This window comes from Streptomyces katrae (assembly GCF_002028425.1).
Taxonomy (GTDB): domain Bacteria; phylum Actinomycetota; class Actinomycetes; order Streptomycetales; family Streptomycetaceae; genus Streptomyces; species Streptomyces katrae_A.
The window spans coordinates 2,407,167-2,419,606 of the sequence record NZ_CP020042.1; the positions used below are offsets into that span (position 1 = coordinate 2,407,167).

Annotated in this window: 8 protein-coding genes; 6 read left to right on the forward strand and 2 right to left on the reverse strand. The window is 74.0% G+C overall.

Annotation, left to right across the window (positions count from 1 at the left end; genetic code table 11):
* Window positions 1-117: 117 nt before the first annotated feature.
* Together B4U46_RS39870 and B4U46_RS10930 are read left to right on the forward strand one after the other, a co-directional pair.
* The gene (locus tag B4U46_RS39870; protein ID WP_079426433.1) at window positions 118-1,869 is read left to right on the forward strand and encodes a DUF4352 domain-containing protein; all 1,752 of its coding nucleotides are present in this window, start codon (window positions 118-120) and stop codon (window positions 1,867-1,869) included.
* A 56-nt stretch (window positions 1,870-1,925) separates the two neighbouring features.
* The gene (locus B4U46_RS10930) at window positions 1,926-3,680 is read left to right on the forward strand and encodes an NAD+ synthase (RefSeq protein ID WP_079426435.1); all 1,755 of its coding nucleotides are present in this window, start codon (window positions 1,926-1,928) and stop codon (window positions 3,678-3,680) included.
* An 84-nt stretch (window positions 3,681-3,764) separates the two neighbouring features.
* Here B4U46_RS10930 and B4U46_RS10935 read toward each other — a convergent pair whose 3' ends face one another.
* On the reverse strand, window positions 3,765-4,814 hold the full coding sequence (locus tag B4U46_RS10935; RefSeq protein WP_079426437.1) for an endonuclease/exonuclease/phosphatase family protein: 1,050 nt from the start codon (window positions 4,812-4,814) through the stop codon (window positions 3,765-3,767).
* A gap of 307 nt (window positions 4,815-5,121) precedes the next feature.
* Here B4U46_RS10935 and panB point away from each other — a divergent pair, with 307 nt between their 5' ends.
* The 3 genes from panB (at window position 5,122) to B4U46_RS10950 (ending at window position 8,022) form a co-directional block, all read left to right on the forward strand.
* Window positions 5,122-5,982: a 3-methyl-2-oxobutanoate hydroxymethyltransferase gene (panB, locus tag B4U46_RS10940; RefSeq protein ID WP_079426439.1), complete on the forward strand. Its 861-nt coding sequence runs from the start codon at window positions 5,122-5,124 to the stop codon at window positions 5,980-5,982.
* A gap of 169 nt (window positions 5,983-6,151) precedes the next feature.
* A complete protein-coding gene (locus B4U46_RS10945) occupies window positions 6,152-7,183 on the forward strand; it encodes an ATP-binding cassette domain-containing protein (RefSeq protein WP_185117268.1) in 1,032 nt (343 codons plus the stop codon).
* Window positions 7,180-8,022 (forward strand): ABC transporter permease, encoded by an 843-nt coding sequence (locus B4U46_RS10950; RefSeq protein WP_079426441.1) that lies wholly within the window; start codon window positions 7,180-7,182, stop codon window positions 8,020-8,022. Before B4U46_RS10945 ends, B4U46_RS10950 begins: the two co-directional genes overlap by 4 nt.
* Window positions 8,023-8,083: 61 nt before the next feature.
* Here the strand turns inward: B4U46_RS10950 and B4U46_RS10955 are convergent, their stop codons facing one another.
* Window positions 8,084-11,575, reverse strand: a complete 3,492-nt coding sequence (locus B4U46_RS10955; protein WP_079426442.1) for an AfsR/SARP family transcriptional regulator — start codon at window positions 11,573-11,575, stop codon at window positions 8,084-8,086.
* Window positions 11,576-11,637: 62 nt separating this feature from the next.
* Between B4U46_RS10955 and B4U46_RS10960 the strand changes: the two genes are divergently transcribed.
* Window positions 11,638-12,438: a site-2 protease family protein gene (locus B4U46_RS10960; protein WP_079426444.1), complete on the forward strand. Its 801-nt coding sequence runs from the start codon at window positions 11,638-11,640 to the stop codon at window positions 12,436-12,438.
* The last annotated feature ends 2 nt before the right edge of the window (window positions 12,439-12,440 follow it).

The following is a 12,440-nucleotide window of genomic DNA, read 5'->3' on the forward strand; positions in this document are numbered from 1 at the left end:
CATCCGATTTCCGTCGCCGGGGGGAGGCCGGGAGGCCAATGCGGTTGGAGGGGACGGGCCGTCATGACAGGCTGCCCGCATCTCCGTACGCCGCTCTTCGCAAGGACGCCGCCAGGTATGAGCACGCCGCCGACCCCGCCCCACAGCCCGTCCGGCCCGCCGACCGAACCTGAGGGAACGCCGATACCCGAGGGGGCCGCCCCCTCGGGTGCGACGCCCCCGACGCCGGCGCACCCCGCGCAGCCCGTTGCGGCGGACCCGGCCGCGGAGGCCCCGACGGCCCCCGGGAGCACCACCGACAGCGCCGCGGCAGGGGAGCCCGCGCCGCAGGCCCCGTCGGCTCCGGCCGCGGATGCCGCGGAGACCGCCCGCCTGCCGCTGGACAAGCCCGCAGCCGCCCCGGCGGAAAGCCAGCCCACCCCGCCGGAAGACCTCGCCGAAACCGCCCGGCTCTCGCTCGACAAGCCCACCACCCCGGCGGAGGCGCAGACCGCCCTGCCCGAGGACCTCGCCGAAACCGCCCGCCTGTCGCTCGACAAGCCCGCCACCCCGACCGAGACCCAGCCCGCCCCGCCCGAAGACCTCGCCGAAACCGCCCGCCTGTCGCTCGACAAGCCCGCCACCCCGACCGAGACCCAGCCCGCCCCGCCCGAAGACCTCGCCGAAACCGCCCCCCTGTCGCTCGACAAGCCCGCCACCCCGACCGAGGCGCAGGCTTCGCCGGTCGATGTCGGCGAGACCGCCCGGCTGCCCGAGGGCGCCGGGATCCCGCCCACCCCGCCCGCGCAGCAGCACGCCCCGGTGCCCCCCGCCGCCCCGCAGCAGCCGGCCCCCGGCGTCGCGGCGCCGGCGGGGCAGGACCCGTGGGCGACGCCCGCCCCGGGGGCCTTCGCCGCGCCTGGTGCCGCCCCGGGGCCCTTCGCCGCGCCCGCCGCCCCGCCGGCCGGCCCCGCGTACGGCGCACCCGGGGCGCCCGGCGGGTCCTGGGGGCCGCCCCCGCAGGGCGGGTACCCGGGATACCCGGGGAATCCCGGCTACCCCGGCTACCCCGGGCAGCCGGGGGCGGCCGGGTACTACCCGGCCCCGCAGCCGCAGACCAACGGGCTGGCCGTCGCCGGGCTCGTGCTCGGGCTGCTCGCCGTCCTCCTCGGGATCATCCCGTTCCTCTTCTGGCTCGGCGCCCTGCTCGCCCTCATCGGGATCGGGCTCTCCGGCGGCGGCGTGGCCCGCGCCCGCAGGGGTGCCGGGCGCAGGACGATGTCCGTGGTCGGCGCCGTCCTCGGCGTCGTCGGCCTCGGCGCCTCCGTCGGCGGCTGGTTCCTGACCACCCTGATCCTCGACAAGGCCCACGACCGCATCTCCCACCAACGGCTGCACGACCCCGAATGGGGCGAGGACCCGGAGGACTGGGAGGACGAGCCCTTCCCCACCCCCTCCGTCCCGCGCTTCTCGGCGCCCCCCAAGACCCCCTCGGGCCCCGGCTTCACCACTCCGGTCCCCTTCGGCCGGACCGTGGCGTACCCCAACGGCCTCAAGGTGACCCTGGCGCCCCCGCGCAGGTACGACAGCAAGGCCACGTGGATGGAGGTGGGCAACGCGGTGGAGGTGTCCTTCACCATCACCAACAACACCGACAAGCCCCACAACGTCATCTACGCCATGCCCGCCGTGAAGGACGACAAGGGCGGCTCCGCCAAGCTCGTCTTCGACGGCGACACCCCGAAGCGGATCGAGGGCGTGATCCAGCCCGGCCAGTCCGCGACCGGCGTCGCCGCCTTCGAGGTCCCCGAGGGGACGAAGAGCATCAGCGCGGAGTTCTCCCCCGGCATCCTGATGGCCCCGGCGAAGTTCAGCGGCCCCGTCGGATAGGGGCGAAACGGCCCGGGCCCAGGACATCGCGTCAGAAAGACGATTACACTGGGCCCGTGCCTCAACTTCGCCTCGCGCTGAACCAGATCGACTCGCACGTCGGCGACATCGCCGCCAACGCCGACTCGGTCGTGCACTGGACCCGGCACTCCGCCGAGCAGGGCGCCCACCTCGTGGCGTTCCCCGAAATGACGCTGACCGGGTACCCCGTCGAGGACCTCGCCCTGCGCGGGTCCTTCGTCGACGCCTCCCGCACCGCGCTGGCCGGCCTCGCCCGGCGCCTCGCGGACGAGGGCTTCGGCGAGCTCCCCGTGATCGTCGGCTACCTCGACCGCTCCGAGCGGGCCACCGACCGGCTCGGCCGGCCCGCCGGCTCCCCGGAGAACGCGGCCGCCGTGCTGCACCGCGGCGAGGTCGTCCTGCGCTTCGCCAAGCACCACCTCCCCAACTACGGGGTCTTCGACGAGTTCCGCTACTTCGTGCCCGGCGACACCCAGCCCGTGATCCGGGTGCGCGGGGTCGACGTGGCGCTGGCGATCTGCGAGGACCTCTGGCAGGAGGGCGGCCGCGTCCCCGCCACCCGCTCCGCCGGGGCCGGGCTGCTGATCTCGGTCAACGCCTCCCCCTACGAGCGCAACAAGGACGACGTCCGCCTGGAACTGGTCCGCAAGCGGGCCCAGGAAGCCGGCTGCACCCTGGCCTACCTGGCGATGATCGGCGGCCAGGACGAGCTGGTCTTCGACGGGGACTCGATCGTCGTGGACGCCTCGGGCGAGGTCGTCGTGCGGGCCCCGCAGTTCTCCGAGGGCTGCGTCCTGGTCGACCTGGACCTCCCGGCCGCGCGGCCCGACGCCCCCGAGGGCGTCGTGGACGACGGCCTGCGCATCGACCGCGTCGTCCTCTCCGAGGAGCCGGTGGAGCCGTACGAGCCGGTCGTGACCGGCGGCTACGCCGAACGCCTGGACGACGACGAGGAGGTGTACGACGCGCTGGTCGTGGGCCTGCGGGCGTACGTGAAGAAGAACGGCTTCCGCTCCGTGCTGATCGGTCTGTCCGGCGGCATCGACTCGGCCCTCGTCGCCGCCCTCGCCTGCGACGCGATCGGCGCGCAGAACGTGTACGGGGTGTCGATGCCCTCGAAGTACTCCTCGGAGCACTCCCGGGGCGACGCCGCCGCCCTGGCCGAGCGGACCGGCCTGAACTTCCGGACCGTCTCGATCGAGCCGATGTTCGACGCCTACATGGGTGCGCTGGGCCTGACCGGGCTGGCCGAGGAGAACCTCCAGTCCCGGCTGCGCGGCACGCTGCTGATGGCGCTGTCCAACCAGGAGGGCCACATCGTGCTGGCCCCGGGCAACAAGTCGGAGCTGGCCGTGGGCTACTCCACCCTCTACGGGGACTCCGTCGGCGCGTACGGGCCGATCAAGGACCTCTACAAGACGGACGTCTTCCGGCTCGCCCGGTACCGCAACCGGGCCGCGGCCGAGCGGGGCGAGACCCCGCCGATCCCGGAGAACTCGATCGTGAAGCCGCCGAGCGCCGAGCTGCGCCCGGGGCAGGTGGACACGGACTCGCTGCCGGACTACCCGGTGCTCGACGCGATCCTGGAGCTGTACGTGGACCGCGACCAGGGGCTGGAGGCGATCGTGGCGGCCGGCTTCGACCGGGAGCTGGTGGCGAAGACCATCCGGATGGTCGACGCGGCCGAGTACAAGCGGCGCCAGTACCCGCCGGGTACGAAGATCTCCGCGAAGGGCTTCGGGAAGGACCGCCGGCTGCCGATCACGAACGGCTGGCGCGAGCACCCGTAGGACGGGGGCAACGGGAAGGGGCCCTGGGAACCGCCGGGGCGGCGGTTCCCAGGGCCCCTTCCCTTCCCCGACCTCCGCTCCGCGCTACTTGCGGACGGTGAGCCGCGCCGCGACCGGGAGGTGGTCGCTGCCCGTGCGCGGCAGGGTCCAGGAGGCCTCCGGCTTCACCCCGCGGACCATGATCTGATCGATGCGGGCCATCGGGAACTGGGCGGGCCAGCTGAACCCGAAGCCGTTGCCGGCCGCGCCCTGGGTGGAGCGCATCTGCGAGGTGACCTCGGAGAGGGAGCGGTCGTTCATCGTGCCGTTGAGGTCACCGAGCAGGACGACGTTCTTCAGCGGTTCCGCGGCGAGGGCCGCGCCCAGGGCGTCGGCGCTGTTGTCGCGCTGGTTGGCGGTGAACCCGGCGTTGAGCTTGACGCGGACCGACGGCAGGTGGGCGACGTAGACGCCGAGCTCGCCGAAGGGGCCGGCGGCGGTGGTGCGCATGGCCCGGGTCCAGCCCAGCCGGATGTCCACGGGCTTGCTGGAGGTCAGCGGGTACTTGCTCCACACACCGACCGTGCCCTCGACCGCGTGGTACTTGTACGTCCCGGCGAGGACTTCCTCGTAGACGGGGACGGCGCCGGCCTTGAGCTCGGTGAGGGCCAGGATGTCGGCCCCGGACTTGGCGACCGACCGGGCGGTGCCGCGCGGGTCGGCGTTGTCGGCGTCGACGTTGTGGGTGGCGACCGTCAGGTTGCCGCCCGGGCCGGACTTGTCGCTGATCAGGCCGCCGAACAGGTTCACCCAGACCGCGGCCGTCAGCAGTATCGCGATCAGGGCCGTGGCGGACCTGCGGACCACCGCGATGGCCAGCAGGACCGGCACGAACACGCCCAGCCAGGGCAGGAAGCTCTCGGTGAGGCTGCCGAGGTTGCCCACGTCGTTGGGCAGCTCGGCGTGGAAGACCATGATCCCGGAGATCAGCAGGGAGAAGGCGGCGGTGACGATGCCGCGCTTCCAGATGCCGGGGTCGCGGCGCAGCTCTTCCAGTTTGCGGCGCAGCGCGGCCCATCGGCGTCGCAGACCGGATCCGGAGGGCCCGGGCTCGGAGCCGCCGTTCCCCGTCTCCGTCATGTACGCCTGTGCCATGCCATGTCCTCGCTGCCGTGCTCGCGCTCCGTCCCCGCCCCTTGACCCTAGGCGATGACGGGAGCCTTACGTGTCGCCCTTCACGGACGTACGACCGGGAGGACGAACGGCCGTGCGGCCGGGGTTCCGCTTGTCACGAAACGCGCACATTGGCTCCCGCGCGCCTGGAGCCCGGCCAGGAGTGTGACGGACCGGTCACTGCGCCGCGGCTGCGGCACTTCCGTCCATGCCCGCGGGAGTGCCACCATGGTGGGTGAGTCCGGGGACGCCGTGAGGGCGCCTCGAGATGACACAAGGAGCAGTTGCAATGACGCATGCCGTTTCGCCTGCCCGCGAAGCCGCCTCCCCCACCCTGTACGGAGGCACGGGCACCCGGCGGATCACCGTCCGCGACCTCACCCTCGCCAAGGAGCGCGGCGAGAAGTGGCCGATGCTCACCGCCTACGACGCCGTGACGGCGTCCGTGTTCGACGAGGCGGGCATCCCCGTCATCCTCGTCGGCGACTCGATGGGCAACTGTCACCTCGGCTACGACACCACCGTCCCGGTGACGATGGACGAGATGACGATGCTGTCGGCGGCCGTCGTACGGGGCACCAGCCGGGCCCTGGTCGTCGGCGACCTGCCGTTCGGTTCCTACCAGGAGGGCGCCGTGCAGGCGCTGCGCAGCGCGACCCGGCTGGTCAAGGAGGCCGGGGTCCAGGCGGTCAAGCTGGAGGGCGGCGAGCGCTCGCTGCACCAGACGGAACTGCTCGTGCAGTCCGGCATCCCGGTCATGTCCCACCTGGGCCTGACCCCGCAGTCCGTGAACGCGATGGGCTACCGGGTGCAGGGCCGGGGCGACGAGGCCGCGCACCAGCTGCTGCGCGACGCGAAGGCGGCCCAGGACGCGGGCGCCTTCGCGGTGGTCCTGGAGCTGGTCCCGGCCGAGCTGGCCGCGGAGGTCACCCGGTCCCTGCACATCCCGACCGTCGGCATCGGGGCGGGTTCGGAGTGCGACGCGCAGGTGCTGGTGTGGACCGACATGATGGGCCTGACCGGCGGGAAGATGCCGCGGTTCGTCAAGCAGTACGCGAACCTGCGGGCGACCATGGGCGACGCGGCGAAGGCCTTCGCCGAGGACGTGGTCGGCGGCACGTTCCCCCAGCCGGAGCACGCCTTCCACTAGGACCGCTGACGCGGTGACGGTCCGCTGACGCGGCGATCCGCGGAACGGACCGATCCGCGGAACGAACGGTTCCACTGACGGCCCGCCGACAGCCCTCTTCCGGGATGCCGGCGGGCCGTCGGCCGTCTGTCGGCGGTCTGTCGGAGCGTTGTCGGTGGCGGCTGGTCCCATGGGGGACATGACGCGAAACGACAAGAATCCCCACGCCGTCGAAGTGCGGGGGCTGGTGAAGCACTACGGCGACACGAAGGCCCTGGACGGGGTCGACCTCTTCGTCCGCGAGGGCACCGTGCTCGGTGTCCTCGGTCCCAACGGCGCGGGCAAGACCACCCTGGTCCGCTGCCTGTCCACCCTGATCGTCCCCGACTCCGGCACGGCGACGGTCGCGGGCTACGACGTGGTCCGCCAGCCGCGGCAGCTGCGCCGCACCATAGGCCTGACCGGCCAGTACGCCTCGGTCGACGAGAAGCTCTCCGGCTGGGAGAACCTCTACATGATCGGCCGGCTGCTGGACCTGTCCCGCAAGGAGGCCCGGTCCCGGGCCGACGACCTGCTGGAGCGGTTCTCGCTCACCGAGGCCGCCAAGAAGGCCGCGATGCACTACTCCGGCGGTATGCGCCGCCGGCTCGACCTGGCCGCGTCGATGATCGGCCGCCCGGCCGTCCTGTACCTGGACGAGCCGACCACGGGTCTGGACCCCCGCACGCGCAACGAGGTGTGGGACGAGGTGCAGCGGATGGTCGCCGAGGGGGCCACCGTCCTGCTCACCACCCAGTACATGGAGGAGGCCGAGCAGCTCGCGAGCGAGCTGACGGTCATCGACCGCGGCAAGGTCATCGCCAACGGCAAGGTCGACGAGCTGAAGGCGCGCGTCGGCGGCCGGACCCTGCGGATCCGCCCGGCGGCCTCCGCCGACCTGCCGGACATGGCCCGCGCCCTGTCCGAGGCCGGTCTGGACGGGGTGTCCGGCGCCCAGGCCGTCCCGGACGAGGGCGTGCTCCTCGTCCCGATCCTGAGCGACGAGCAGCTGACCGCCGTCGTCGGCCTGCTGGCCGGCCGCGGGTACGCGATCGCCGACCTCGGCACCTACCTGCCCAGCCTCGACGAGGTGTTCCTGTCCATCACCGGACAGCGGCCCGCCCCGTCCGAGGAGTCCGTTCCCACCGAGAAGACCGAGAAGACCGAGGAGGTCGCGGCATGAGCACCGTCACCACCACCAAGCCCGCGGCCCCCCGGGCGGCCGCGGCGGCTCCGTCCGAGGACGGCCGGATCGGCCTGCGGGGCAACCTGCGGCACATCGGCGCCCTGGTGCGCCGCAACGCCCTGCAGATCAGGCAGGACCCCGAGTCGATGTTCGACGTCCTGTTCATGCCGGTCATCTTCACGCTGCTGTTCGTGTTCGTCTTCGGCGGCGCGATCTCCGGCAAGGGCAACCAGGGCGAGTACGTCAACTACGTGGTCCCGGGCCTGATGGCGATGATGGGCATGAACATCGCCATGGGCGTCGGCACCGGCGTCAACGACGACTTCAAGAAGGGCGTGATGGACCGGTTCCGGTCCATGCCGATCGCCCGGTCCTCGGTCCTCATCGCGAAGATCGTGGTCGAGCTCGGCCGGATGATGGTCGCCATCGCGATCCTGCTCGCCGTGGGCTTCATCCTGGGCCTGTCCATCAAGTCCTCGGTGCTGGACCTGTTCCTCGCCATCGGACTGTCCGCCGTCTTCGGTGCCTCCCTGATGTGGATCTTCATCCTGCTGGGTCTGACCATGAAGACCGCGCAGGCCGTCCAGGGCATGGCGATGCTCGTCCTGATGCCGCTGCAGTTCGGCAGCTCGATCTTCGCCCCGCCGACCACCATGCCCGGCTGGCTGCAGAACTTCACCGACGTCAACCCGCTGTCCAACCTGGCCGACGCGGCCCGCGGCCTGATCAACGGCACCCCGCTGGGCAACTCCGTGTGGATCACGCTGGCGTGGTCGGTGGGCATCACCGCCGTCACCATGCCGATCGCGGTCCGCAAGTTCCGCCAGAAGACCTGATCCGGAGGGCCGGTCCGTTCCGGATCGCGTCCCGGACGGCCCGGCGCGCACGGGGGGCGGGTCAGAAGAGGGCGGCGGCCTCCTCCACCGTGAGGCCGCCGCCTTCGGCGTGCGCACGCTCGTACGCCTCGTCGCCGAGCTCCGCCCGTGCCAGTTCCCGGGCGCGGGCGGCGTCCTCGCGTTCCGCGGTGACCGGGACGTGCCGGGGCGGCAGGTTCGCGTGGTAGGCGCCGACCAGCCGCGCCGCCTCGTAGGCCCGCCGCCGCCCGCCGAGCGAGGCAAGGGAGACGGCCGCCGTCACCAGGAACACGGCGGGCAGCTCCGGGGCGACCATCGCCGCGAGCGGGTGGCGCACGGCCCGCTGGGCGTCCCGGATCCGGTCCAGGGCGTCCTCGTACTTGCCGTCCCGGTTGTCCAGCCAGGCCGTCGTCGCGCGCAGGAACGCGTCGAAGACGGCGAACGCGCCGAGGGCGAACTCCTCACGCAGGACGTCGATCTGGGCGCGGGCCTCGGGGATCCGGCCGGTGCGGCCGAGGAGTCCGGCGTAGAACATCCGGGCGGCGGGCATGGCCTCGTTGCCGAACCGCTGCTCGGTGGAGGTGATCTCGCCGAGGATCTTCTCGGCCTCCTCCAGCCGGCCGTTCTCGATGAGGGTCCCGGCCATCCGCACGCGCAGCACCGTCACCTGGGCCCGGGCGCCGAGCCGTTCGGCGTAGGCGATGGCTTCGAGGTAGTCCTGGCAGGCGAGTTCGTACGCGCCGCTCTTCTCCCGGGACTCGGCGCGGGCGGACAGCGCTTCGGCGCAGCCCCAGTCGTCCCCGAGCGCACGGAAGAGGGCGAGGCTCTCGTCGGCGTCGCGGGAGGCGTCGCCGGCCCAGTCGGCGCGGTTGGCGAGGATGTTGGCCCGCAGCTGGAGGGCGGAGGCCAGCTCCCAGCCGTAGCCGGGGCCGAGGGCGCGGGCGGCGGTGACGGTCTCGTCGACGACCCGCTTCATCAGCCCGGGCTCCCCCGCGATCATGACGGCGTAGATCCACAGGGAGCCCGGGGTCCGGCAGGTCTGCGGGAGGCCGGGCCGGTAGGTGGCGAGGATTCCCTCCACTTCGGCGCGCACCTCCGGACTGTCCCAGGTGGTGGCCGTGTGGTCGCGGGAGGACAGGCGCACCAGGTGCACGGCGCGCCAGGCCTCGGCGAGGACCTCGCCGGAGTAGGGCGGGGGCGAGTCGAGGAGCCGCTCGTGGACCGGCTCGGCCGGGACGTGGGGCGGCGCGAAGGGGTCGGGGCCCAGTGCGGCGGCGGCCTCGGTCCAGTGCCGTATCTCGGCGCGCAGGTCCTGCATGTGCCAGTACCAGCCCAGGGCGTGGACCAGGCACAGGACCTCGCCGACGTCGCGGGTGGCGAGGGCGCGGCGCAGGGCGGTGCGGAGGTTCTCGTACTCGGTGGCGATGCGGTCGGCGGCCGCGCGCTGGCCGTGGCCGCGCAGCAGGGGCTCGGTGGTGCGGGCGAGTTCGCGGTAGTGGACGAGGTGGCGCCGCCCGGTCTCCTCGCGGTCGGCCTCCTCCAGCCGCTCGGCGGCGTATTCGGCGACGGTCTCCAGAAGCCGGTAGCGCATGTCGCCGGCCGGGCCGGGGGCGGCGACGACGAGGGACTTGTCGACCAGCGCCGCCATGACGTCGGCGACGTCGAGCCCGCTGTCGTCCGCGCAGACGGCCTCGGCGGCCTCCAGGTCGCAGCCGCCGGCGAAGACGGACAGCCGGCGCAGGACGGCCCGTTCGGCCCCGTCCAGCAGGTCCCAGGACCAGTCGACGACGGCACGGAGGGTCTGCTGGCGGGGCAGCACGGTCCGGGCGCCGCCGGTGAGCAGCCGGAAGCGGTCGTCGAGGCGGTCGGCGATCTGGCGGGGGGTGAGCAGGCGCAGCCGGGCGGCGGCCAGTTCGATGGCGAGGGGCAGCCCGTCGAGGCGGCGGCAGATCTCGGCGGCGGCCTCCGGGTCGTCGGCGACCCGGAACCCGGGCTTCGCGGCGGCCCCGCGGTCGTCCAGCAGCCGCAGCGCGACGGGGTCGGGCAGGGGCTCGACGGGCCGCAGCAACTCCCCCGGCACCCCGAGCGGTTCCCGGCTGGTGGCGAGGATCCGCACGCCGGGGCACTGGGTGAGGACGCGTTCGGCGAGTTCGGCGGCGGCCCCGATCACGTGCTCGCAGTTGTCCAGGAGCAGCAGGAGCCGGCGGCGGGAGCAGTGCTCTGCGAGCCGGTCGAGGGGGTTGTCGCCGGTCCGTTCGGTGAGCGCGCGCAGTTCCTCGGCGGCGCCGCCGCGCAGCTTGGTCTCGCGGGCGCCGAGGGCGGTGAGGGCGGCCTCGGCCACGTCTTCGGGGTCGTCGACGGGGGCGAGCTCCACGAGCCACACCCCGTCGGGCCAGTCGCCGGCGGGGTGCGCCTCGGCTGCCTCCTGCGACAGCCGCGTCTTGCCGGCCCCGCCGGGCCCGAGCAGGGTGACAAGCCGGGCCCGGCCGAGGTCGCCCCCGATGGCCCGGATGTCCTCCTCCCGCCCGACGAAGGTGGTCAGCCGGGCCCGCAGGTTCCCGGGGGCGGGGGCGGGGCCAGGGCCGCCGACGGCGGGGGCGCCGCCCGGGTGGTGGCCGGGCGGGGTTCCGGGACCGGCGGACGCGGCCTCCGCGGGGGCCGGCCAGGCCGCGGCTCCGGCGGACGCCGGGGCGGCCCCGGCCGGGGCCGGGCCGGGGTGGGCCACGGCGGGAGTGCCCGGGCCGGGTGTCGGGGCGGGGGCCGGGGGCTGTGGGGTGGGCCATGCCGGGGTGGCGGGGGCGGCCGGGCGCGGTTCCGGGGCGGGGGTGCCCGAGAGGAGTTCCGTGTGCAGGGTGCGCAGGGCCGGGCCCGGGTCGGTGCCCAGGCGGGTGGACAGGTCCCGGCGGACCGTCTCGTAGGCGGCCAGGGCCTCCGCGGGGCGGCCCACTGCGCGGAGGGCCCGGATGCGGAGGGACTGCAGGGACTCGTCCAGGGGGTGGCGGGCGCACAGTTCGGTCAGCTCCGGCAGGGCCTGTTCCGCTTCGCCCAGGGCCAGCGCCGCGCCCAGCCGGCCCCGGCGCGCGTCCATCCGTACGGCCTCCCAGCGGGCGGACTCGGCCGCCGGATCGGGGAGGGAGGCCAGCGCCGGGCCCCGCCACAGGGCGAGCGCCTCGTCGTACAGGGCCGCCGCCCGGGCGGGGTCGCCCACGGCCGCGGCGGAGCGCACGAGCCCTTCGAAGCGGTACAGGTCGACGTCGTCCCGTCCGGCGTCCAGCCGGTAGCCGCCCTCCGCGGAGCGCACGGCCTCGTGCCCCAGGGCCCGCCGCAGCCGGGCCACCAGCGCCTGGAGCGCGGCGACGGCGTCGGCCGGCGGGTCGCCGTCCCACACCTCGGCGACCAGCAGCGCGGCGGGCACGGTCCGGCCGGGGCGCAGCGCGAGCGCGGTCAGGAGCGCGCGCAGGCGCGCTCCGCCGACGGCGACGGGGGTCCCGTCGTCGCGGATGGCCTGGGCGGTGCCGAGAATCGCGTAACGCACCGGCCCATTGTCCCCGGCCCCCGGGCCCCCACGGGCCACGAGCCCGGGATAGGTTTCGCCGCATGGTTCACCAGGGCGGCCGCGGCGAGCGGCGTATCAGTTCCGTTTTCCTCGGCATCGTCGCCGTCATGGCGGTCACCGGCTGGGCGGTGTGGACGGGATACGCGACGAGCCCGGGGCTCGCGGTGTTCCTCTTCGTCACCTCGGCCTGGGTGGTGTCCCTGTGCCTGCACGAGTACGCGCACGCCCGCACCGCCCTGCACGGCGGGGACTTCACCGTCGGCGCCAAGGGCTACCTCACCCTGAACCCGCTGAAGTACACGCACGCCCTGCTCAGCATCGTGCTGCCGGTGGTCTTCGTGATCCTGGGCGGGCTGGGTCTGCCCGGCGGGGCCGTGTACATCGAGCGGGACCGGATCCGGGGCCGCTGGCGGCACAGCCTGGTCTCGGCGGCGGGGCCGCTGACGAACGTGGCCTTCGCGGTCGTCTGCACCGCGCCGTTCTGGCTGGACGCCCTGGACGGGGTGCCCCAGCCCTTCCGCTTCGCGCTGGCGTTCCTGGCGCTGCTCCAGGTGTCGGCGGCGATCCTGAACTTCCTGCCGGTCCCGGGCCTGGACGGCTACGGGGTCATCGAGCCCTGGCTGTCCCACCGCGCACGCCGAGAGCTCGCGCCGCTGGCGCCGTTCGCGCTGATCGGGGTGTTCGCCCTGCTGTGGATCCCGGAGGTCAACGCGGTCTTCTTCGACGCGGTGCGGGGCATCCTGCGCGCCCTGGGCGTCTCGGACCTGGAGACGTACTGCGGCCGCGACCTGTACCGCTTCTGGACCGGGCAGGACGGCTTCTGCGCGGCCCCGTCGGACTGACC

Bases quoted from the DNA above. Each gene is read 5' to 3' on its own strand.
- B4U46_RS39870 (WP_079426433.1), top strand. From the start codon at position 118: ATGAGCACGCCGCCGACCCCGCCCCACAGCCCGTCCGGCCCGCCGACC.
- B4U46_RS10950 (WP_079426441.1), top strand. From the start codon at position 7,180: ATGAGCACCGTCACCACCACCAAGCCCGCGGCCCCCCGGGCGGCCGCG.
- B4U46_RS10935 (WP_079426437.1), bottom strand. From the start codon at position 4,814: ATGGCACAGGCGTACATGACGGAGACGGGGAACGGCGGCTCCGAGCCC.
- B4U46_RS10960 (WP_079426444.1), top strand. From the start codon at position 11,638: ATGGTTCACCAGGGCGGCCGCGGCGAGCGGCGTATCAGTTCCGTTTTC.
- B4U46_RS10945 (WP_185117268.1), top strand. From the start codon at position 6,152: ATGGGGGACATGACGCGAAACGACAAGAATCCCCACGCCGTCGAAGTG.
- panB (WP_079426439.1), top strand. From the start codon at position 5,122: ATGACGCATGCCGTTTCGCCTGCCCGCGAAGCCGCCTCCCCCACCCTG.